Annotated in this window: 19 protein-coding genes and 1 tRNA gene; 14 read left to right on the forward strand and 6 right to left on the reverse strand. The window is 45.5% G+C overall.

Annotated features, from left to right (window positions below; all coding sequences use genetic code 11):
- Nucleotides 1–18 precede the first annotated feature (18 nt).
- Nucleotides 19–1860: a DNA ligase D gene (locus WQ57_RS15115; RefSeq protein ID WP_046524618.1), complete on the reverse strand. Its 1842-nt coding sequence runs from the start codon at nt 1858–1860 to the stop codon at nt 19–21.
- A 167-nt stretch (nt 1861–2027) separates the two neighbouring features.
- Between WQ57_RS15115 and ku the strand changes: the two genes are divergently transcribed.
- From ku to WQ57_RS15135, 4 genes are all read left to right on the forward strand, one after another.
- On the forward strand, nt 2028–2876 hold the full coding sequence (gene ku, locus WQ57_RS15120; protein WP_046524619.1) for a non-homologous end joining protein Ku: 849 nt from the start codon (nt 2028–2030) through the stop codon (nt 2874–2876).
- Between the two features lie 185 nt (nt 2877–3061).
- On the forward strand, nt 3062–3574 hold the full coding sequence (locus WQ57_RS15125; RefSeq protein WP_046524620.1) for a hypothetical protein: 513 nt from the start codon (nt 3062–3064) through the stop codon (nt 3572–3574).
- A gap of 61 nt (nt 3575–3635) precedes the next feature.
- Nucleotides 3636–4133, forward strand: a complete 498-nt coding sequence (locus WQ57_RS15130) for a metallophosphoesterase family protein (RefSeq protein ID WP_046524621.1) — start codon at nt 3636–3638, stop codon at nt 4131–4133.
- A gap of 52 nt (nt 4134–4185) precedes the next feature.
- Complete coding sequence (locus WQ57_RS15135; protein ID WP_046524622.1) at nt 4186–4581, forward strand: cytosolic protein; 396 nt, start codon at nt 4186–4188, stop codon at nt 4579–4581.
- A 28-nt stretch (nt 4582–4609) separates the two neighbouring features.
- On the opposite strand, the gene WQ57_RS15140 is transcribed toward WQ57_RS15135, so the two are convergent.
- On the reverse strand, nt 4610–4903 hold the full coding sequence (locus WQ57_RS15140) for a DUF6509 family protein (RefSeq protein WP_046524623.1): 294 nt from the start codon (nt 4901–4903) through the stop codon (nt 4610–4612).
- A 270-nt stretch (nt 4904–5173) separates the two neighbouring features.
- Between WQ57_RS15140 and WQ57_RS15145 the strand changes: the two genes are divergently transcribed.
- The 3 genes from WQ57_RS15145 (at nt 5174) to WQ57_RS15155 (ending at nt 9671) form a co-directional block, all read left to right on the forward strand.
- Entirely contained in the window at nt 5174–7561 is a 2388-nt protein-coding gene (locus tag WQ57_RS15145; RefSeq protein WP_241481552.1) for a DMSO/selenate family reductase complex A subunit, read from the forward strand.
- A gap of 18 nt (nt 7562–7579) precedes the next feature.
- Nucleotides 7580–8149 (forward strand): DMSO/selenate family reductase complex B subunit, encoded by a 570-nt coding sequence (locus WQ57_RS15150; RefSeq protein ID WP_046524624.1) that lies wholly within the window; start codon nt 7580–7582, stop codon nt 8147–8149.
- Nucleotides 8150–8294: 145 nt separating this feature from the next.
- Nucleotides 8295–9671 carry an amino acid permease gene (locus WQ57_RS15155; RefSeq protein WP_156183157.1) on the forward strand — a complete coding sequence of 459 codons (1377 nt, stop codon included), beginning with the start codon at nt 8295–8297 and terminating at the stop codon, nt 9669–9671.
- Between the two features lie 130 nt (nt 9672–9801).
- On the opposite strand, the gene WQ57_RS15160 is transcribed toward WQ57_RS15155, so the two are convergent.
- A complete protein-coding gene (locus WQ57_RS15160; RefSeq protein ID WP_046524626.1) occupies nt 9802–10425 on the reverse strand; it encodes a LysE family transporter in 624 nt (207 codons plus the stop codon).
- Between the two features lie 350 nt (nt 10426–10775).
- Here WQ57_RS15160 and WQ57_RS15165 point away from each other — a divergent pair, with 350 nt between their 5' ends.
- Nucleotides 10776–10982 carry a cold-shock protein gene (locus WQ57_RS15165; protein WP_046524627.1) on the forward strand — a complete coding sequence of 69 codons (207 nt, stop codon included), beginning with the start codon at nt 10776–10778 and terminating at the stop codon, nt 10980–10982.
- Between the two features lie 112 nt (nt 10983–11094).
- Here WQ57_RS15165 and WQ57_RS15170 read toward each other — a convergent pair.
- Nucleotides 11095–11178 (reverse strand) — tRNA-Leu (locus WQ57_RS15170).
- A 268-nt stretch (nt 11179–11446) separates the two neighbouring features.
- Here WQ57_RS15170 and ilvD point away from each other — a divergent pair.
- Nucleotides 11447–13123 (forward strand): dihydroxy-acid dehydratase, encoded by a 1677-nt coding sequence (gene ilvD / locus WQ57_RS15175; protein WP_046524628.1) that lies wholly within the window; start codon nt 11447–11449, stop codon nt 13121–13123.
- A 55-nt stretch (nt 13124–13178) separates the two neighbouring features.
- Here ilvD and WQ57_RS15180 read toward each other — a convergent pair whose 3' ends face one another.
- Both WQ57_RS15180 and WQ57_RS15185 read right to left on the reverse strand, forming a co-directional pair.
- Nucleotides 13179–14039, reverse strand: a complete 861-nt coding sequence (locus WQ57_RS15180) for a manganese catalase (protein ID WP_046524629.1) — start codon at nt 14037–14039, stop codon at nt 13179–13181.
- Between the two features lie 197 nt (nt 14040–14236).
- Entirely contained in the window at nt 14237–15421 is a 1185-nt protein-coding gene (locus WQ57_RS15185; RefSeq protein WP_156183158.1) for a sulfite reductase subunit alpha, read from the reverse strand.
- A 419-nt stretch (nt 15422–15840) separates the two neighbouring features.
- Between WQ57_RS15185 and WQ57_RS15190 the strand changes: the two genes are divergently transcribed.
- From WQ57_RS15190 to WQ57_RS15210, 5 genes are all read left to right on the forward strand, one after another.
- Nucleotides 15841–16593, forward strand: a complete 753-nt coding sequence (locus tag WQ57_RS15190; protein WP_046524630.1) for a DeoR/GlpR family DNA-binding transcription regulator — start codon at nt 15841–15843, stop codon at nt 16591–16593.
- Nucleotides 16590–17504: a 1-phosphofructokinase gene (gene pfkB / locus WQ57_RS15195; RefSeq protein WP_046524631.1), complete on the forward strand. Its 915-nt coding sequence runs from the start codon at nt 16590–16592 to the stop codon at nt 17502–17504. Before WQ57_RS15190 ends, pfkB begins: the two co-directional genes overlap by 4 nt.
- A 12-nt stretch (nt 17505–17516) precedes the next feature.
- Complete coding sequence (locus tag WQ57_RS15200) at nt 17517–19400, forward strand: PTS fructose transporter subunit IIABC (RefSeq protein ID WP_046524632.1); 1884 nt, start codon at nt 17517–17519, stop codon at nt 19398–19400.
- A gap of 110 nt (nt 19401–19510) precedes the next feature.
- Complete coding sequence (locus WQ57_RS15205; RefSeq protein ID WP_046524633.1) at nt 19511–20311, forward strand: DUF2935 domain-containing protein; 801 nt, start codon at nt 19511–19513, stop codon at nt 20309–20311.
- A 135-nt stretch (nt 20312–20446) separates the two neighbouring features.
- Complete coding sequence (locus WQ57_RS15210; RefSeq protein WP_241481553.1) at nt 20447–21232, forward strand: alpha/beta fold hydrolase; 786 nt, start codon at nt 20447–20449, stop codon at nt 21230–21232.
- Nucleotides 21233–21578 lie beyond the last annotated feature (346 nt).

Consider the following 21578-nt stretch of genomic DNA (forward strand, 5'->3'; position numbering starts at 1 on the left):
ATTGCTTCCGGAGGCTTTTTATGTGGACTTTTTGCCTTCATGCCTGAGAAAGTCCAATACAGGCGCCAATTTTTGGGTCTCCTTCACCTGAAAATAATCAGCGAAGGGCGATCCAAGCTTATTTATACGGTCAATCATGTTTAAAACCGTAAAATCCCCAATCCTCAAATCCTCGTTCACTTCGTCCCAAAATAACGGTGCGGCAACACTTGCCTGCTGCTTCCCCCGGGGAGAAAAGGGGCAGATAATCGTCTTTCCTTCCGCATGCTGAACATAATCAACATAGAGGCGGTTTCCCCTGTGTTTTTTCAAACGTTCAATTGTGAAGGAGTCAGGTTCTTTGGAAACAAGATAATTGGCGATAAAAGAGGTGAACAGCCTGGTATCTTCATAAGTATACATATCTGCCGGAAGCGGGATGTAAATTTGAAGCCCCTTATTCCCTGAGGTTTTGATGAAGCTTTGCAGATTAAGCTGGTCAAGCACCTCTTTTATTAAGATTGCTGCCCTTATTGCCAAGTGGAAGCAATCCCGGGATGGCGGGTCCAAATCAAAAACTATTTCATCCGGGCCGGAGCGGCCGATGGTCTGGAATGGTATGTGGTATTCAATCGCAATCTGGTTGCCCAGCCACATCAATGTTTTCAAATCATTGCAAACTATATAGTTGATTCCTTCCGACATGGAAGTTTCAATAAATTCCGGTGCGTAATCCGGGCAATTTTTTTGGTAAAACGCTTCCCCAAGCATCCCATGCGGGAACCGGATAACCGTTAACAGCCGGTTTTGGAGGAACGGCAGCATAAAAGGGGAAATTCCCCTTAGATATTGGATAAAGTCGGACTTTTGTATTAATGGATCCTCCCATATGGGCTTATCGGGATGGGTAATCTCAACGTCCTGCGGCAAATTTCTTTGCTGCCTGGCAAAAAGGTCAAATGTACAGTCGCCAGGCTTAAGGTCGAATCTAAATTGGTGAAAATGTGGCTCTCTCATTTGCTGCTCATATATTTCAAGGTATTTTACTTCAAGACAAATGGCAGGTTCCACATAAATGAACCGGTCATCCTCATGCGACTGGTTGGCTTTGATTATCTGGAATAAGGCGGCTTTCTCATCGGGTTTAAAGCCAAAAAGGACTGCACCAAGGGAATATATCGCTTCTCCTTTATAAACGGAAACATAGAAATAGCCGTTTGACTTTTCATAGGCCGTTACGAAGCAATTGACGAACTTGAAATTCTTGAATTTGATCCATCTGTCTGTCCGTTTTCCTTCTTCCCATAGGGTTTCCTGATGCTTGGCGACAAGGCCTTCACCATCATGCAGGATAACTTGGTCCCAAACGCTCCTAAAATCATTTTCTGAAGGAACAAGCTGCAGAAGCGAAGGGGAATCGGGGTCGGGAAATGAAGGGAAGCCGGTTTCCGCAAAGAAGTCTTCAAGAACCTTTCTCCTGGCGTTTTGGGGATGATTCCTATAATTTTCACCCTTTAATTCCAATACGTCAAATACGATTAGCCTGCATGGTCTCTTGCTAGCTCTTTCCCTGATTCTTTCAGCAGACCTCATTCTTCCCCTTACCTGGATGGAACCGAAATCCGCTTTATAGGAATTGGCGAGGTCAACGAGCTCCGCATCTAAAAGCAAAGGGAGAAATGGCTTGAGCGCCTCTTTGCTGGCTTGCAGGAACTCAGTGATTTCAGGGAAAATTTCGGCGAGGGACTTTCCATTCCGGCTTGTCAGCTTAATCTCCTGCTCCCATTCAAGAAAGGCGCGGAAACCATCATATTTAACCTCATAGCTCCACTCTTCCCCCATGGGAGGCTCAAATGCCAGTGTAGGCAGCATTGGTTTCATTATCAGGGCTCCTTTCAGCAAGATAAATAGCGGAAGCTTTAAAAACAGGAACTTCTTTTATCATTCCAGAAAGGGCAAGAACTTACACATTGGCAAAACTTGATATGGATTATGATTTGGCTTCCAGCACAATATAAAAAAAACATCATGAGAATGGAGATTTGCCAATGCATACTATGTGGAAAGGCAGCATTTCCTTTGGGCTGGTCAATATCCCAATCAAGCTCCATACGGCGACAGAAGACAAAGACATTAAGCTGCGCACGCTTCATAAAAAATGCCACTCACCAGTCAAGTATGAAAAAGTCTGCTCAAATTGCGAAGAAGAGCTTAAACCTGAAGATATCGTAAAGGCTTATGAGTACACAAAAGGGAAGTATGTGGTACTTGAGGATGAGGAACTTGAGAACCTAAGGAAAGAAAATGAAGAAAAAGCGGTAGAAATCATTGATTTTGTGAAAATGAGTGAAATAGATCCTATATATTATAATCGCAGCTATTTCATGTCTCCCAACGAAGGAGGAGGCAAAGCTTATTCGCTTTTGCGGAAAGCGTTGCAGGAAACCGAAAAAGTAGGATTGGCGAAAATTATCATCCGGGCAAAAGAACAACTGGCAATCATCAGGGTTTATGACAATACACTTGTAATGGAAACCATCCATTATCCAGATGAAGTCCGAAAGGCGGCTGATGTTCCGAGCGTTCCCGCTGAAGACAAAGTGACAGATAAGGAACTGGAAACGGCGAAGATGCTCATTGACCAGCTGACAACAGATTTTGAGCCGGAAAAATACAATGATGAGTATCGTACGGCACTGCTCGAACTCATTGAAAGCAAGCGGACCGGGAAAGAAATTGTCACGGCAAAAGAGAAGGACCCGGTCGCAAATGTTACCGACCTTATGGCCGCTCTCCAGGCATCCATTGACCGGACCAAACCGGAAAAAGCGGAAAAGCCAAAAAAGGAAAGTGCCAAACGCAAAAGGGTTGCAACCAAAGCAAAAAAAGAAGCTTAAGCTGTATATGGCGAGGCAAGACAAGATGTAATCTATCCATTAAATTAGCTGCATGAAAGGCTGCTGACAATTGTTGGCAGTTTTTTGTTTGAAGAAAAGAGGGAAATTGGTAGTTTTAAAAGGAACATGGCTATTGAATGTCAAAATTAATAGGAATCGGGTAGAAAAACAGGGGGCTCAGTGGGATGAAACAAAAATCAATTTGGAAAACAAGCATCATGATTATTGGAATCATTGGGGTAATTGCAGGAGCCTATTATGGATACTATTCCCTGAAGACAGGTGAAAAGATGGAGAAATCAGGGGAGGGGACGGCTGCAACTGAAACTGTTGCCCAGTTCAAGGATGATGGGGAAGTAAATGGGTATAACAGTGTTGGGGACTTTATTGATCACTATCATAAAGAGTATAATGATTCTTTGGGCTGGGGCGGTATTGATACGGTAGACTGGCCCGAACAGAAAAAGATTGCCGAAGAAATCCTGGGTGTGATGACAGAGGTCGAAACCGACCATCCTGCCCTGCAAAAGGATTTGAAACAAATCCAGGGATATGCACAGGCAGTAGAGTCGGGGGCCAAGGATAAGCAGACTCTGTTAAAGCTGCACCGGTATTTCCATGACCTGGATGTTGAGTTCAATGATTATCGTGAAACCCGCGACTATTATGATGTGACCGAATATAAAAGGAAAAACTGAGTTAAAATGGTTACTATGAAGGATGGACGGGAACAGTGGACATAAAAGAGGATGAGAAGCCATGAAAATCGTTGTCGTCTCGGACACCCATATTCCCAAAAGGGCCAAGAAATTCCCGCAGCCTCTCATTTGTGAAATGGAAACTGCGGACTTGATCATCCATGCAGGAGATTGGCAGACTTTCGAGGTTTACCAGGAACTGTCAGCCTATGGCAATGTGACGGGTGTAACTGGAAATGTGGACAGTCCAGAGCTGGGAAGAGTGCTGAACAGCCGGGAATTGGTCGCCATCGAAGGATTTAAAATTGGAGTCGTTCATGGACACGGCAGAGGAAAAAGCACAGTAAACAGAGCGAAATCCGCATTTGCCGGTGAAAAGGTCGATTGTATCATCTTTGGTCACTCTCATATTCCTATGTATAAAGAAGAAGATGGAGTAATCCTTTTTAATCCTGGGTCGGCAACCGATAAGCGCCGGCAAGGAAAATTTTCCTTCGGTTTGATAAACCTAGGAAATACTATCGAAGCACACCACATCTACTATCCTGACAAGGAGTAGCGAGGAAAGAACGAGAGCAAAATAACATTGCAATAAGATAAGGAGGGCTAGAATGAAATCCTTTAAAGTGAATTTCCATGCGGAAGACCAGGTTGAACAGATGACGGTACAAAAACTTGATGAGGCCGATTTCGAGCGTGTCACAGAAGGGGGCACGAGACATTTATTTGAACTTGACACTAATATTGGGTTTTTTGTCTTTTTTGATGGAGCGGACAGTGAAGGGAATATTTCCTATTTGGTTTTGCAATATGAGGAAGACAATGAGGATCCCACTGCATGCTATGGCTTTGAGTTGAAAGATTTTTATGAATTCACCGCTTTATACCTAAATGACCTCGAATTCAATGAGGAAACGAGCGAAGAGGAAGAAGCATATGGACCGGTGCACCATCTCGCTCACCTGATGTACCATATCGTGGAGGAAGGACGAAAAATGGAGGAATAAAAAAAGCAGGAGTCATTCCTGCTTTTTTTTATTCCTCTTCATTGGGCAAGTGCTCTTGGCAATAGGCCGCTACAAGTCCTTCTTCCTCGTCTTCCAGGGCAAAGTCCAGAACTTTTTCATTGGCGCTTTCCATAAAATAATATTGCAGAATCTTGGAACCTTCATCCCCTACAGAATAAATGACCTTAAGCTGGAGTCCGTTCTCAGTGTAAAGTTCATCTTCCTCATCCACTTCAATATTTAAAAAGAATTCGTACCGATCTCCGGAAAGAAGGCCAAAGGGGTCCTCGAGATATTCTACAGTATGTCCGGTAATGTTCATTCATTCATCATCCTTTTATTAGTTTCTCATCCTATTATATATCGAAAGGCAATAAAACAATCAACTCTCAGGACGCGGCCCAAAACAACCATTAAATTATGAACGCCGTATTCATATACTTTTGAAAGATGTGTGAAAGCTTTTCAGGCGCTCTATTTGTTCAGCAGCCGGAAAGATAAAATGAAGCTAAGGGAAAGGGAACTGAATAATTCTTGTGCATACTTGTGAAAAACATCACAAATATTGGCTGGCGATTGGAGGAGGATGATTATGGACCATTACGAGATGGAAGACATGCTCAATAAAAAAATGAGGAGACGGCCCTTTTTAAAATGGACAGGTGCCATCGGGGTTCCTGCTATTATCGGCGGGATTGGCACAAAGAAATTCCTGGAGGAAAAAGGTGGACCCCACACAGCATCAACACTTGAAGATACTCCTGAAACCATCGTATCAACGTGCAGCATCAATAATTGTGGCGGCCGTTGTGTCATTAGAGCACATGTCAAGGATGGGACGGTAGTCAGGCTCAGCACGGATGAAAGCGTAGAACCCCCCCTCACTCCGCAAATGCGTGCTTGTATTAGGGGGAGAGGATACCGGAAAATGCTGTATCATCCTGACCGTTTAAAATATCCGATGAAGCGCGTCGGCAAAAGGGGAGAAGGAAAGTTTGAAAGAATCAGCTGGGAAGAGGCAATTGAAACGATAGCCAGTCAAATGAAGAGGATTGGTGAGACATATGGTCCAGCATCAAGGTATGTTAATTATGCTTCAGGCCAGTCATGGGGGCTGTTCAGCGGCCGGAACATGGCAAGAAAGCTGCTGGCGATGACGGGCGGGTATTTGAATTATAGAAATGATTACAGCTCCGGCGCAGCAAATATAGCTACACCATATACCTATGGAACCAATAACTCGGGCAGCAGTTTCGACTCCCTGCTGCATACAAGGTATATGATCCTTTGGGGCCAAAATCCTGCCGAAATGATCAATTCGACTCCCTATATGCATTTTTTGCGTGAAGCAAAAAAACGCGGGGCCAAAATCATTGTGATTGACCCTAGATACACTGATACATCAGTAGGGTTTGCCGATGAGTGGATTCCGATTTTGCCGACGACGGATAACGCCATGATGGATGCAATGGCCTATGTGATTGTAACAGAAAACCTGTATGACAAGAAATTTGTAGATAGGCATTGCCTTGGATTTGATTCGGGACAAATGCCGGAAGGTGTACCAGGGAAGGAATCTTTAAAAAGTTATCTCCTTGGAGAAAAGGACGGAGTGGCTAAAACCCCGGAGTGGGCAGAAAAAATTTGCGGAGTGCCCGCAGCCAAGATCAAGGAGGTAGCAAGGGATTATGCCACTGCTAAGCCTGCAGCCCTTATGCAGGGGTGGGGTCCCCAGAGGCATGCATACGGCGAGCAGGTTATCCGCGGAGGAGCCCAGCTTGCATCATTGACAGGCAATGTAGGCAAATTGGGCGGATGGGCAGCTGGAACAGGCTACTGGTCCCGTTCTGGCGTTGTCTATCCAATAACCTTCGAGAATCCGGTAAAAGCATCCATTCCATGCTTTCTATGGACCCAAGCCGTGGAGAGAGGCACGGAATTGACACCCGAAGACGGCCTGGAGGGAGTTGACAAACTGGACTCCAATATCAAAATGATTTTCAATATTGCAGGCAACATGCTTGTAAATCAGCACTCGGACATTAATAAAACAACTAAAATGCTGGAAGATGAAAACAAGGTCGAATTTATTGTAGTGAGCGATATTTTTATGACACCGAGTGCCAAATTTGCCGATATCCTCCTTCCGGGAACAACATTTTTTGAACGCTGGGACATAGGGGTTCCCTGGTGTTACGGAGACTATGTTGTATTTGGCGGAAAAGCCATTGAGCCTCTTTATGAATGCCGGAATGAATATGATGTTTTTGCCGATATCGCCGCCCATTTCGGATTGAAAGAGGAGTTTACCGGAGGAAAAACAATGCTGGACTGGGTTAAGGTAAGCATTGACAGGACGAGGGAGGAAATGGACCCGGATTTTCCATCTTTTGAGGAGTTCAGCCAAAAGGGCATATACCAATTCTCCTTTGAGGAACCCCTTGTGGGATTTAAGGACCAGGTTGAAGGGAAGATCCCCTTCGAGACACCATCCGGAAAGATAGAATTGTTTTCGAAGGCACTTTGGGATATGAACAAGCATGATGAAATACCGGCACTTGGCAAGTATGTCCCTGCATGGGAAGGACCTGAAGACCCGCTGAAGGAAAAATACCCTCTCCAGCTGATTAGCTGGCATTATAAACGGAGGTGCCACTCTACCCACGATAACAATCCCTGGCTTGAAGAAGCAGCCAAGCAGGAAATGTGGCTGAATCCTGAAGATGCAAAAGCACGGGGGATAAAAGACGGGGACAGGGCAAAGGTTTTTAATGACAGGGGCGAAATTTATATCGATGTGAAAGTGACAGCAAAAATAATGCCGGGTGTGGCAGGCATTCCTCAGGGGGCATGGTTCACTCCGGACCAAACAGGAATCGACCAGCGGGGTTCTGTCAATGTTCTAACTGCACAGCGGCCTACATCACTGGCAAAGGCCAATCCACAGCTTACTAATTTGGTCGATGTAAAAAAAGCGTAGCAAAGGAGTGATTAAAAGATGCAACAGATGGGCTTTTACATTAACCAAAGCCGCTGTGTGGGCTGTAAGGCTTGCTCAGTGTCCTGCAAGGACAAGTACGATTTGGACACGGGGATGAATTTCCGGCGCGTCTATGAATTCGAGAATGGAGCATTTACCGTGGATGGCAGCACTATAATACCGGCAGTTACCGGCTATTATTTTTCAATTTCATGCAATCATTGCACGTCTCCAGCCTGTCTGCCAAGCTGTCCGACCCAATCCATCGTAAAGCGGGAGGTGGACGGAATTGTCATTGTCGACCAGGAGAAATGCATTGGAACAAGGTTTTGCGTACGCGCGTGTCCATACGGTGCGCCTCAATTCAATAAAAATCTCTTAAAGATGGCGAAATGCGACAGTTGTCTGGACCTCAGGGAAAAAGGGGAAGCGCCGGTTTGTGTAACCACCTGTCCACAGCGGGCGATTGAGTTTGGGCCAATGGCGGAACTCAAAAATAAATACGGAAAAATAAACTTGGTAAAGGGTATGCCCAACCCTGTTACGGAACCGAATATTGTGATTACTCCCCATCCTAATGCCATATAGCCTAAAAGAGAGTGTAAATGTCACTCTCTTTTTTATTGCTTTCTGAACATAATCCTCTTTCGGTTAGTTTGCGAATTCCCCTAGGGTGTTTTCCGTTACATAAATAGTTCCTCTGAATCAAAGAATAACATTTGATTAGGGAGGGATGACAATGAGTAAAAGTGGCTCGGCAAAAGACGCAAAACTGGAGTGGTGGCAGCTTTCAATGATTGGCATCGGCTGCATAATCGGCACAGGTTTTTTTCTTGGTTCTGCCCTCGCCATCACCATAACAGGGCCCTCAGCCATTATTGTGTTTGCACTTGCCGCTGCAGGAACATATTTTGTCTTTGATGCCTTGGCGAAAATGTCGGCAAAGGACCCGCAGAAAGGCTCGTTTCGCTCTTACGCCAAAAAGGCCTATGGTCATTGGGCAGGATTTTCGAGCGGCTGGGTCTATTGGAGTTCAGAGCTTCTGATCATGGGAAGCCAATTGACCGCTTTATCCCTGTTTTCCCGGTTCTGGTTTCCCGACACCCCGCTATGGGTTTTTGCCACAGGGTTTGCGGTTTTGGGCCTTGCCGTTGTTTTGACTGGGACAAGAGGATTCGAGAAGATGGAAAATATCTTTGCAATCATAAAGGTTGCAGCGATATTCATGTTCCTCATCATCGCAACATTGGCGGTTTTTGGAGTGTTTAATGGTGCAGGACATGAAGTCAATCTGGCAAGAACCTTCGATAACTTCCTGCCTGGCGGATACATGGGGTTGTGGACGGCACTCATATTTGCCTTTTATGCCTTTGGAGGAATTGAAATTATGGGGATTATGGCTCCCAGACTGAAAAATAAGAAGGATTCTCCAAAAGCAGGTAAAGTGATGCTTCTTTTGCTGGCCTCCATTTATCTATTGGCCATCTCGCTGACAGTGATATTGGTTCCTGTTAATGATTTCAGTACAAAAGAAAGCCCATTCGTAACCACCCTGGATCATTACAAGCTGCCATTCGTCCCCCATCTATTCAATGGAGCGATGATTGTCGCAGGTTTCTCGACGATGTGTGCCTCGCTATTTGCAGTGACAAGCATGATCGTTACACTTGCCAAGGATGGAGATGCACCGGAGATTTTGGCTAAAAAGGGGAAACTGAAGGTTCCCCACTTCGCCCTTGGTCTTACCATTCTAGGGCTGATCACCTCCATCATTTTGGCACTTGCCATGCCTGACCGTATCTATGAGTATTTGACTACTGCAGCGGGCTTAATGTTAATTTATAACTGGCTCTTTCTTCTCTTTTCCTATAAAAAGGTAATAAAATTGACCAGCTTCGACCAAATAAAGCGATATGGGGGCATCATCCTGATTCTCGCAGCCGTCAGCGGGACCCTGTTTGAAAAAACAAGCAGGCCTGGCTTTTTTATATCCCTTTTATTCCTTGGGGTGATTGGGTTGATTCTGTTCTTAAAAAATGCGGTTGATAAAAGGAAAAAGAAAAAAGAAAAGGAAAGAGAAATAAAGGTGCCGCGTCCGCGGTATCAGTAAGGTCTCATGGGATTGGTTGCCAGAGCCTGCAACTGACAAACAGCCGGCGTTTCCTGGTGAAGGAGACGTGGGCTGTACCATTTTTTTAAAAAATTCCCTTGCCAGGGATGGCTTCCTCCTGGACTTTTTATTAGAAGAATAGTTTTAGCGCCTGTGCCCCAAAATAGATTGCGAATCCAATCAGCGATAGACCGGAAAGAATGGAAACGAATGCGAGGATCCGGGCAGTGAGCAGCATACGGGCGCTGCTGGAGATGCCTGCCATTACAAGATCCCAGATCACCAGCCCCAGGATGATGGCTGAACTGTAGAGAATCAATTCCTCGGTTCCGTATTCCGTTGCTGTCTTTGCCAGAACAGAACCGTAGATGCCCAGCCAGAATAAAATAGTCAGCGGATTTGAAATGGACATCAGGAAGCCTGACAGAAAGGATTTAAATCCTGAATCCGATTGTCCACGTGCCTCGAGTTCAACCTTGCCTGCGCCGATAATGGTCTCAATGCCCGTATACATCAGCACAAAGAAGCCGAATAGCCAAAGGAAGCTTTGCATAAAAGGGGTTTCCAAAAAGTGTACCAAGCCCATGTAAACGGCAAGCATGTACACGATATCAGCGGTCAGCGCCCCTAGGCCCAAAAGCCAGGAATGCAGGAAGCCGCTTTTTATTCCTTTATCCATTTGGGCAGCATTCACCGGACCTATTGGTGCGGCCAGTGATAAACCTAAAAATACGTAACTTAGAAAAACACTCAAGATGGCTACCTCCATACGTTTCCTGAATAGATGCTTGTACAAATATATTCCGGTACCGTTTGCAGTATGAAGGAGCATCGCATTAGGCAGCAAAAAGATAAAATTTTTCGAATCACGAGTATTTTATTTTAACTTGAGCATATTATTAGAGGGTTGGCCAATAAAGTACAAGCCGTAAGTGAAGCAGAAGCCTTTGGAAAATAATCCAAACTGTGTTATGATAGGAGGAGAGATTAAATTTGGAGAAAATTCATTTATTATAAGAAGTTGGATGAAAGCTTTTTATAATAAATGAGTTTTTTTTATTATTTAATTAGCAGGAAACAAAACATGAAATGGAGCGTGAGGTAATGGCATTTGGAAGAAAACTTCCTGAAGAGATTGTCACTGCGGAAACAAAAATTTGGGTTTGTACATCAGATGATTGTAACTGCTGGGTTCGTGACAATTTTAAAAGCAGTGCAGTTCCGGCATGCCCGATTTGTAATAGTGTAATGGAAGAAACGACAAAAGAACTGGAAGTGGTCAATAACCACAGCCTGAATATTACCGGCTAGCAAGACGAACAGCCGCCCGTTGCGGGCGGCTGTTTTTTTATAGATAGTGGAGATGTTAGTCGATTATTGAAAATAAAAGAAGCATTGGGATGATCCCAATGCCTCTTCTATATGCGGATGAAGGGACTTGAACCCCCACGGTATTGCTACCACTAGAACCTGAATCTAGCGCGTCTGCCGATTCCGCCACATCCGCGTTGTGTATTTCCTGGCTACAAAAAGAATTATAGCACAGGTTTTGAAAAAAAAAAGGGATAATTGTCGTTTTTTCAAAGTTTAACTATTCTGAATTATCCATCTGACGCAAAATATTTAATAATCCACCCATAAAAACGTTTTCATGTTCAGATTTATCAGAATTTTGCTTTGCATAATACGAGATAAAGTGTTAAATTAATAATATTATTCAAGAAGAGATATAGTGAAATATCTTAATCTTCTGCAATAGTTAAGGGGGAAGAATCATGGCTGAAATGCGTAGTAATATGATTAAGAAGGGTTTTGACCGTGCGCCGCACAGAAGCTTGCTGCGTGCGGCCGGAGTAAAGGAGGAAGATTTCGACAAACCGTTTATCGCAGTCGTAAACTCCTATATTGATATAGTTCCTGGCCATATCCATTTGCAGGAGTTCGGTAAAATTGTCAAAGATGCGATCCGCGAAGCAGGCGGAGTTCCATTTGAAATGAATACAATTGGAGTCGATGACGGGATTGCTATGGGTCACATTGGAATGAGATACTCATTGCCAAGCCGTGAGATCATCGCCGATTCTGTTGAAACAGTAGTGGCAGCCCACTGGTTTGACGGCATGGTTTGCATTCCAAATTGCGACAAAATCACTCCTGGAATGCTGATGGCTTCACTGCGCCTGAATATTCCAACGATCTTTGTAAGCGGCGGTCCAATGAAAGCGGGTGTCACTAGTGATGGCCGAAAAATATCGCTATCTTCCGTTTTTGAAGGAGTCGGAGCCTATCAATCTGGCAAATTGGATGACAAGGGGCTGCAAGAATTAGAACAGTTTGGATGTCCGACATGCGGTTCATGTTCCGGCATGTTCACGGCGAATTCGATGAACTGCCTGTCCGAAGCGCTGGGGCTTGCGCTGCCAGGGAATGGAACGATCCTGGCAATTTCACCTGAACGCAGGGAGTTTGTCAAAGAGTCTGCCAAACAACTGATGAACCTTGTGAAGCAAGATATTAGGCCAAGGGACATTGTGACGGAGAAGGCAATTGACAACGCTTTTGCCCTGGATATGGCACTTGGAGGATCTACAAATACAGTTCTTCATACGCTTGCATTAGCAAATGAAGCTGAAATTGAATATCCTCTCGAAAGAATCAATGAGGTGGCAGAGCGTGTTCCACATCTTTCAAAACTTGCTCCGGCGTCCGATTTCCATATTGAGGATCTGCATGAAGCAGGCGGCGTTTCTGCAGCATTATATGAGCTTTCCAAGAAAGAGGGAGCGCTCCATCTGGATACATTGACGGTTACCGGAAAAACTCTTGGTGAAAATATTGCCGGATGTGAAGTGAAAAACCACGATGTAATTCGTCCAATTGACAATCCATATACAGAAAAGGGCGGGCTTGCGGTTCTTTTCGGCAATCTGGCTCCCGATGGTGCGATCATCAAGACAGGCGGGGTACAGGATGGAATTACAAAGCATGAAGGCCCTGCAATTGTGTTTGAATCACAGGAAGATGCACTGGAAGGCATCTCAAAGGGCAAGGTGAAAGCCGGACATGTTGTGGTAATCCGATATGAAGGACCAAAAGGCGGTCCGGGAATGCCGGAAATGCTGGCACCGACCTCCCAAATTGTCGGAATGGGACTTGGCCCCAAGGTAGCGCTAGTCACCGATGGCCGCTTCTCCGGCGCATCCCGCGGATTGTCCATCGGTCATGCTTCACCAGAAGCAGCCGAGGGCGGACCGCTTGCATTTGTTGAAGATGGGGACCATATTGTCATTGATATTGAGAACCGCACAATGGATGTCCAAGTTCCTGAAGAAGAATGGGAAGTGCGCAAGGCGAACTGGAAAGGATTCGAACCAAAAGTGAAAACAGGTTATCTGGCCCGTTATTCCAAGCTAGTTACCTCTGCCAGCACGGGCGGCATCATGAAAATATAGACAGATGGAAAAAGACCTGGGGCATTCCCCAGGTCTTTTTATCGTAAGCTTCAGCTTATTCCGTGCTTGGCGGAAGCATTCCGCTGTTTTCCCTGAGGACGGCAGGGAGTGTATCATGGATATAAGGAGGAGCTGGCTTCAACACCGGTTTTTTGGCAAAAGGAACAGGATTCTCAACATAATTGAAAGTTCCGAGGCCATCCATGCTAGTCCCCTGTGCCCAACGGCCGGAAGCACTTTCGTTCCCCCTTGAATAATTGAACAGGGTATACGCCACTTCGCGTTTTTCAAGCTCACGCGGGAAGGTGCTTGGAACGACGACATTTTCCTTTGCTTCCAGTTCCTTGATCGCAGCGATCCACTGGTTCTGGTGCATCGTATCGCGGGCAATCAGCCATGACAGCATATCCTTGACTCCCCGGTCATTGGTTGCCTCATACAGCCTGACAGCCTGAAGGCGGCCTTGGGATTCTGCATTAAGGTTTGAGCGGAAATCGGCCAGCAGGTTTCCGCTCGCGATGATGTAGTCCGCTGTCCACCGATTGCCGACAGAATCAGCGGGCATTGCACCAAGACCTGAGACAATGGCATGCTGTGGGTTCATCCCTCCGAGTATCGCACCTATGACTGGATCCTTTGCGGCATCCTCCAAATCGCCGACTGGCGCCCCATCCAGGAGCCGGGCAATCATTGTTGCCAGCATTTCAATATGTGCAAGTTCCTCGGCCCCAGTATCCATAAGCAAATCCTTGTATTTACCATTCCCCCGGACACTCCATCCTTGGAACAGGTATTGCAGAGCGACTGAAATTTCGCCAAATTGACCTCCCAGAATTTCTTGCAGCTGTTTGGCAAACAGCGGGTCAGGCCTTTCGGGTTTAGCGCGGTACTGCAGCTCTTTCACATGGTAAAACATTTTTTCACCTCATTTAGTGATTCTCTCCCAACTGTTTCTACCCAGTATATGTAGGCATTTGTTCCGGGTGCCTGTTTCAGAGGCTTAATTTTCTAATGAAAAGAGATGGCAAACGAAAAATAAGAGCGGAAATCTCCCTGCACAGAATGGAGATTTCCGCTCTATTTTTCAGACAGAGCAGGAACAGAACTCTATCTTTAATATACGTCACGCTGGTAACGTTTTTCTTTTTGAAGAGAAAGAAGATATTCTTCCGCTTCTTTCTGGGTCATGGACCCTTCTTTCCCTATGATATGGAGAAGTGTGTTATGCACATCTTTTGCCATGTTCTGCTTATCTCCGCAGACATAAAAGCAGGCTCCGTTTTCCAGCCAGGCAAACAGCTCCTTGCTGTTTTCGAGCATTTTATGCTGCACATAGACTTTTTGCTCTGTATCCCGGGAGAAAGCGGCATCCAATCTTGTAAGCACACCTTTTTTCCAATACTGCTCCAGCTCAATTTGATAAAGAAAATCCGTTGCGGAGTGCTGGTCCCCAAAGAACAGCCATGATTTCCCTGTCGAGCCTGCTGCCGCCCTTTCCTGGATGAAAGAGCGGAAAGGGGCAATCCCGGTGCCTGGGCCAACCATAATAATATCTGCCTCCTTGTTCTGTGGCAGTTTAAAGTGATTATTAGGCTGGACAAAAACAGGGAGCTTATCGCCAATTTCAAGCCGTTCCGCACATAGCACGGAGCAGGTCCCCTTTCGTTCGCGGCCATGGGCCGTATAACGGACTGCGCCAATTGTCAGGTGTACTTCATCAGGATGGGCTTTCAGGCTGCTGGCAATAGAATAGAGACGAGGCGGCATTTTTCGCAGAAGGGCGATCACATTTTGGGCAGAGGCGCTCCACGGCCCAAAATCCCGAAGCATATCAAGGAGGTCCCGCCCCTGGATATAATCCTTCAGCTGGGCCGCGTTTTCTGCACTAACAAGTTCTTTCAGCTGGGAATTCTCGGTTAAACCAGCTGCTGACTGCATGATTTTTTTCGTTAGCAGGGTGATTTCGAAATAATTTGTGAGCGCTTTTTCCAGCGGCATTTTATCACCGTTTTTATTAATGGTGATCTTATCATCTCGATCCCATTTCATTTCGGCAAGGATGGCACCGGCCAGCTCGGGATCATTTGACGGAATGATGCCAAGGCAGTCGCCTGGTGCATAGCCGAGTCCGGACCCCTTTAACGATAGTACAATATGCCTTGTTTCCTTCCGGGAGCCGTATCCATTTAAATTGTAAGTTTGCAGGACGGATGCCATATAAGGGTTGTTTCTGGAGAAGGGTGCTGGTGCCAAAGGGCTGGATTTCTTAGCGTTTTGTTCAACTGCAAGTACCATCATATTCACCTCATTCTTGTATCTATAGAGAGGATACCATAGAGGCAATGATAAAGCTGTGTCATTTTTCACACTATTTTATCCATGTTATGGCTATTTGAAAACAGTTAATATCATTACAAAAAAAGACCATCTGAAAATTTTCAGATGGGAAAAAGAAATAGAGACCTTCAACAGAAAAGTATCAACATATAGCCGCTTTTTCGGGGTTATCAACCATATGTTGTGTTTTGATTGTATCATATATTTTATGAATATAGCAAATATTCTTTCATCCTTGCTGGTTTTAATAGTTTAAACAAAAGCCTTTTAGGTTATGAGTGAATATGAAATAAATTGATTGTTTTTGACAGAAAATGATTGAAACCTGTTAACGGTTACATTATAATGAGCTTACCAAACGATGAAGGGGAGTTGAACAAATGCTTACACCTGAACGCCAGAGCATGATCCTTCAGTTGGTAAAAGAGAGATCAGTAGTGAAAATCCAGGAACTAGTTGAGCTTACTGGTGCCTCGGAATCAACGATCCGACGCGATCTTACCCAGCTGGAGCAGAGCAAATTCCTAAAAAGGGTACACGGTGGTGCAGCAAGGCTTCAAGGGAAGCTCCAGGAACCCAGCATGATCGAAAAATCTTCCAAAAACCTTCATGAAAAGCAAAGGATTGCCAGATATGCTGCAAGCCTTGTAGAAGAAGGAGATTCCATTTTCTTGGATGCAGGCTCGACTACCTATGAAATGATTCCTTTTTTGCCTGATAAAGATATTGTTGTCGTAACAAATGGTCTGCTGCATCTCCTGCCTCTGCTTGAACGAAATATAAACACTTATATCCTTGGCGGATTTGCCAAGAAAAATACAAAGGCGATGATCGGCAGAGGGGCCCTTGCAAGCCTCGATCAGTATCGCTTTGATAAATGTTTTTTAGGAGTTAATGGTATACACCATCAATTTGGCTTTACAACACCTGACCAGGAAGAAGCTTTTATTAAACAAAAAGCGATGGATTTATCCAGGGAAGTATTTGTTTTGGCTGATGCCTCCAAATTTTCGGAAATTGCCTTTGCGAAAATAGCACAAATTGATCAAGCTGCGATTATTACAGATGATTTGGATCAGGAAACAAAGGAAATCTATTCGGCTCATACTATCATAAAGGTTGTGACATCATGATATACACTCTTACTTTAAATCCGTCAGTTGATTATATTGTCGGCTTGGAAGAGGTGAAACTGGGGAATCTGAACCGAACCAATGCTGAGGCAAAGTTTCCCGGTGGGAAAGGAATCAATGTTTCAAGAGTCCTTCTCTCCATGGGAGTTAATAGTGTTGCAACAGGATTCGTTGGCGGTTTCACCGGAGCGTATGTGAAAGAATGCTTGAATCGTGAAGGTGTGAAAACCTCCTTCATCGAAGTGGAAGAAGATACAAGGATCAATATTAAGCTGAGGGCAAAGGAAGAAACAGAAATCAATGCCCAGGGGCCAAACATCAGCGCTGAAAATCTTCAAGACCTTAAAAGGGAAATCAGCCAGCTTGGTTCAAATGACATTCTTGTCTTGGCGGGAAGCATACCTGCAAGGATGCCAGAAAATATCTACGAAGAACTTGTCACGATCTGCAATGAGGCAGGGGCAGAGTTTGTTGTGGATGCGGAAGGCAGCATCCTGAAAAAAATTATCGGCTATCAGCCATTCCTAATCAAACCAAACCATCATGAACTTGGGCAGTTTTTTGGAAGAGAGATTCATACTTGTGAAGAAGCTGCCCATTACGGCAGAAAGCTCCAGGAGATGGGAGCAAAAAATGTTATCGTTTCGCTTGCGGACAAGGGTGCTGTTTTGATTACCGGACAGGCTGCCTTTGCTGCCAATGTTCCAAAAGGGGAAATGAAGAGTTCTGTTGGAGCAGGCGATTCCATGGTGGCGGCCTTTTTAGGCAAATATACCAGCGGGACTTCCATTGACGAAGCATTTCGATACAGCGTCGCCGCTGGGAGCGCGACGGCCTTTTCCATCGGTCTCGGGTCCAGGGAAACAGCAGAGGATTTGCTGCAGCAGATTCATGTCACCAGGATAAAATAAGGAGGAGAAACTATGAGAATCACAGAATTGCTTACTAGGGACACCGTTCTTCTTTCGATGAAAGGAACAAGCAAGCTTGAAGCGATTGACAGCCTTGTTGAAGTTTTGCACAATGCTGGGAAAATAGATAACCGTGAAAGTTTCAAGGCAGCCATCCTGAATAGAGAGCAACAAAGCACGACTGGAGTAGGAGATGGAATCGCCATACCGCATGCTAAAACTGCTTCTGTTAAGGAACCGGCTATCGTCTTTGGAAAATCGGAGGCAGGTGTCAATTATGAATCCCTGGATGGGCAGCCTGCTCATTTATTCTTTATGATTGCTGCCCCTGAAGGTGCCAACAATACCCATCTTGAAGCACTGGCCCGTTTGTCGGGAATGCTCATGCGTGCTGAAGTTCGGGAAAAGCTGATGAATGCAGTCTCAGAGGAGGAAGTTATTGATATTATCAACAGCTATGACCAGGAAGAGGAAAAGGAAGAGGAAAAGGAAGAGGACAAGGACGTTTCCACCCAAAAGGACTTTATAGTCGCAGTGACAGCCTGCCCGACAGGCATCGCCCATACCTATATGGCAGCGGATGCTTTAAAGGCAAAAGCCGCTGAACTTGGAGTAGATATAAAAGTAGAAACCAATGGCTCCGGAGGGGCGAAAAACGTCCTTACGGCAGAAGATATCGAACGGGCAGCTGCTGTCATTGTGGCTGCGGATACCAAGGTTGAAATGGGCCGGTTTGCAGGAAAGCCAGTCATTGAAACGGCAGTTGCAAGCGGAATCAGAAAACCTGAAGAACTGATTCGGAAGGCGGTTCGTAAAGAAGCCCCCGTATATAAAGGCGGCACGGAAGGTCCAGTTAAGGAAGAAGGGAAAAAGTCGGCAGGCTCCACAATCTACAAACACCTGATGAACGGTGTTTCCAATATGCTTCCGTTTGTTGTCGGCGGGGGTATACTCATAGCGATTTCCTTCATGTTTGGCTATAATGCATTCGATCCTAACGATCCTTCCTACCACCCGATTGCCAAAGCGCTGATGGATATCGGCGGCGGTGCAGGAGCATTTGGGCTGCTAGTGCCAGTACTTGCCGGTTTTATTGCAATGAGCATAGCGGACAGGCCTGGTTTTGCTCCGGGCATGGTAGGCGGATTGCTGGCAGCTGCCGGCGGTGCAGGGTTTCTTGGCGGCCTGGTTGCCGGATTCCTTGCAGGATATCTAGTTGTTGGACTGAAAAAAGCATTTGCCTCACTTCCTTCTTCCCTTGAGGGAATTAAAACCATTTTGCTTTACCCGCTTTTTGGTGTCGCACTAACAGGATTTTTGATGCTGTACCTCGTCAACGAGCCTGTGGGAGCCTTGAATGAAGGCATATCCAGCTGGCTGTCCGGGCTGGGTACTGGCAACGCTGTCTTGCTTGGAATCGTACTTGGGTTAATGATGGCTTTTGACATGGGCGGTCCTGTCAACAAGGCAGCCTATGTGTTTGGGACTGGCCTTCTGGCAAACGGCGTATACGAACCTATGGCGGCTATCATGGCAGCTGGAATGGTTCCGCCACTTGGAATTGCCATTGCAACGACTTTGTTTAAAAACAAATTCAGCAAGCAGGATCGAGACGCAGGCAAGGCTAACTACATCATGGGATTGTCCTTCATTACAGAAGGTGCGATTCCATTTGCGGCTGCAGACCCGCTTCGTGTCCTTCCATCCGCAATGGCAGGCGCGGCAGTGGCCGGGGGCCTGACAATGATGTTTGATATCAGCCTTCGCGCGCCTCATGGCGGCCTGTTCGTGGCCCCTTTGGTAGAAGGCGGCTGGTTATTGTACCTGGCAGCGATTTTTGCAGGGTCGATCGTGACGGCTGTCTTGCTTGGAATTTTAAAGAAGCCTGTTAAATAGCACAAAAGGCAGACGAATGGTCTGCCTTTTTGCATTCTGTTTATCCATGGACAGACATATTTTCCCTGAATTGCTGATATCCTTTTATGAATGTAAAGGAGGAGGTTGGGATGGGAAAAGACTTTAAGGAGGCAGCATTATTTGAACATAGATTCTGGCTGCAGGTGCTTGGCGATCATGGCCGTTTTTTAAAAGATGCGCTGTCACCGGCAGAAAAAGAGGAAATTGCTAAGGCTGAGAATTTTATTGCGGTCTTTGACCAGCTGCTTGAAGATGTGGGCAGTTCAGACCTGCTAATGTTAACCAGAAAAGCGGATGAAGAAGCAAAAAAGATTAGGGCCTTTAAGCTGGAGCTGATAGCTAAGATGCTCACGGGTAGGGTGACCATCCAATTTACTCCAAGCTTTGTCAACCATATGGTCAATGAAGTAGAAGAATATATTCGCGTACTCGAGTATCTTAAACGCTCGGAGATTCCGCCGATTTTCCACGAATTGCACCATCATTTACTTTGGCTGCAAGATGCCGTCGGTCATGCTGGAAGCATTTCTGATAATCTTGATTTGACAGAAAAAAGGCTTAAAGAAAAAAGCGATCAATATACAAAACATTTCATGGATTTTTATCTCAAAGCGGTTGAAATGGCGGGCTTCTTAAGGGCCAATCTTCCTTCATTTCCCGCATTGGAGCGAATGAATAATAACGTAACTCTGGAGATGCGCCTTTTTATGGGTTTCCTTGAGGAATTGAAAGAAATGGAACTGAATAACCAAGTGCTGAGTGCCATTTCGCCGTTAATGGCAGATCATATGTACAGGGAAGAATGCTATTATTTGACAAAAGTGGCTGAATCGACGGGTTTGAAGGAGCCTGATTGCGATCCGGGAAAACCTAGGACTCAGCAAAGTTAAAGCGGGGAGCACCCGCTTTTTTTATGCCTGCTTCAGGGGGACATTGCAATGCCGTATGCAAGCGGCCAATTGAGGAATGATAAGTCTATATGGCTAAAAATATGGCTATAAACCTTTGGAAAGGAGTGGGCTTTATTGCCATACTGTCCATTACGCTATGGAAAAATGTATTATGAAGAACATGGAACAGGAACACCGCTCATCATGATTCATCCCCCTGCAATGGGACGGAAGGTTTTCCATTACCAGCGCCCCCTTGGGCAGCGGTTCCGCTTGATCCTTCCCGATTTGGGCGGGCATGGGGATACAGAGACAGAAAAAACGTTTTTTACGGCGTTGGACTATGCTGCCGAGATTGCAGCATTGCAGGACCATCTTGGAATCCAAAAGGCAGTGATTTGCGGATATTCCTCCGGGGGAAATGTGGTGCAGGAGTTTGGATTGAATTATCCCGATAGGACGATGGCACTAGTATTATGCGGCGGCTTCCCCGAAGTGCATTCCTATCTGCTTAAGTATGAACACATTGCCGGCATGTATATGGCAAAACACTACCCGAAGTTGCTGGCAAAAGGGCTGGCAACCGCCCACACCCCTGATCAGCATGTCCGCCGCATGATGTACAAGCATATATTGAAGGCCAATAAAATTACATGGTTTCATTGTTATCATGAATCACTCCACTTTTCCTGTCTGGACAGGCTGAAGAAGTTGAAAGTCCCATTTTACCTCATATATGGTGCACGCGATTTTAACAATAAGCATGTCCGTTTGTATAAAAGGCGGGTTCCTGATGCGGAAATCATCATTATAAAAAAGGTGGCCCACCAGGTACCAACCAGAAAATACCGCCAATTCAACAAGAAATTGACTGAAATTATAACTGGTTTGAAAAATGGCACGCCGACCAGCCTAAATTAAGTCCGAACAAAAAGTTGTCTGATTTTGGTCATGAGAGTAGGTATGACTGAAAGCTAACTAGCAGCATTAAAAAGGGCACTGACGCTCCTTCTCAGTACCTGAAATTTCTTCTGTCACCACAAAGAGGGCACTGACACCTCCTCTCAGTGCCCGAAATGTCTCCTGCCACTACAAACAGGGCACTGACGCTCCTTCTCAGTGCCTGAAATTACTTCTGTCACTACAAAAAGGTCACTGACACCTCCTCTCAGTGCCCGAAATGTCTCCTGCCACTACAAACAGGGCACTGACGCTCCTTCTCAGTGCCTGAAATTACTTCTGTCACTACAAAAAGGTCACTGACACC

The organism is Mesobacillus campisalis (genome assembly GCF_000986785.1).
GTDB classification, from domain to species: domain Bacteria; phylum Bacillota; class Bacilli; order Bacillales; family Cytobacillaceae; genus Mesobacillus_B; species Mesobacillus_B campisalis.

Excerpts from the sequence above, each read along its gene's own strand:
- WQ57_RS15155 (WP_156183157.1), top strand. The coding sequence starts at position 8,295 with ATGACAATGAGTAAAAGTGGCTCGGCAAAAGACGCAAAACTGGAGTGG.
- WQ57_RS15150 (WP_046524624.1), top strand. The coding sequence starts at position 7,580 with ATGCAACAGATGGGCTTTTACATTAACCAAAGCCGCTGTGTGGGCTGT.
- WQ57_RS15185 (WP_156183158.1), bottom strand. The coding sequence starts at position 15,421 with ATGATGGTACTTGCAGTTGAACAAAACGCTAAGAAATCCAGCCCTTTG.
- pfkB (WP_046524631.1), top strand. The coding sequence starts at position 16,590 with ATGATATACACTCTTACTTTAAATCCGTCAGTTGATTATATTGTCGGC.
- ilvD (WP_046524628.1), top strand. The coding sequence starts at position 11,447 with ATGGCTGAAATGCGTAGTAATATGATTAAGAAGGGTTTTGACCGTGCG.
- WQ57_RS15130 (WP_046524621.1), top strand. The coding sequence starts at position 3,636 with ATGAAAATCGTTGTCGTCTCGGACACCCATATTCCCAAAAGGGCCAAG.
- WQ57_RS15165 (WP_046524627.1), top strand. The coding sequence starts at position 10,776 with ATGGCATTTGGAAGAAAACTTCCTGAAGAGATTGTCACTGCGGAAACA.
- WQ57_RS15115 (WP_046524618.1), bottom strand. The coding sequence starts at position 1,860 with ATGAAACCAATGCTGCCTACACTGGCATTTGAGCCTCCCATGGGGGAA.
- WQ57_RS15200 (WP_046524632.1), top strand. The coding sequence starts at position 17,517 with ATGAGAATCACAGAATTGCTTACTAGGGACACCGTTCTTCTTTCGATG.
- WQ57_RS15140 (WP_046524623.1), bottom strand. The coding sequence starts at position 4,903 with ATGAACATTACCGGACATACTGTAGAATATCTCGAGGACCCCTTTGGC.
- WQ57_RS15145 (WP_241481552.1), top strand. The coding sequence starts at position 5,174 with ATGGACCATTACGAGATGGAAGACATGCTCAATAAAAAAATGAGGAGA.
- WQ57_RS15125 (WP_046524620.1), top strand. The coding sequence starts at position 3,062 with ATGAAACAAAAATCAATTTGGAAAACAAGCATCATGATTATTGGAATC.
- WQ57_RS15180 (WP_046524629.1), bottom strand. The coding sequence starts at position 14,039 with ATGTTTTACCATGTGAAAGAGCTGCAGTACCGCGCTAAACCCGAAAGG.
- WQ57_RS15135 (WP_046524622.1), top strand. The coding sequence starts at position 4,186 with ATGAAATCCTTTAAAGTGAATTTCCATGCGGAAGACCAGGTTGAACAG.
- WQ57_RS15205 (WP_046524633.1), top strand. The coding sequence starts at position 19,511 with ATGGGAAAAGACTTTAAGGAGGCAGCATTATTTGAACATAGATTCTGG.
- ku (WP_046524619.1), top strand. The coding sequence starts at position 2,028 with ATGCATACTATGTGGAAAGGCAGCATTTCCTTTGGGCTGGTCAATATC.
- WQ57_RS15190 (WP_046524630.1), top strand. The coding sequence starts at position 15,841 with ATGCTTACACCTGAACGCCAGAGCATGATCCTTCAGTTGGTAAAAGAG.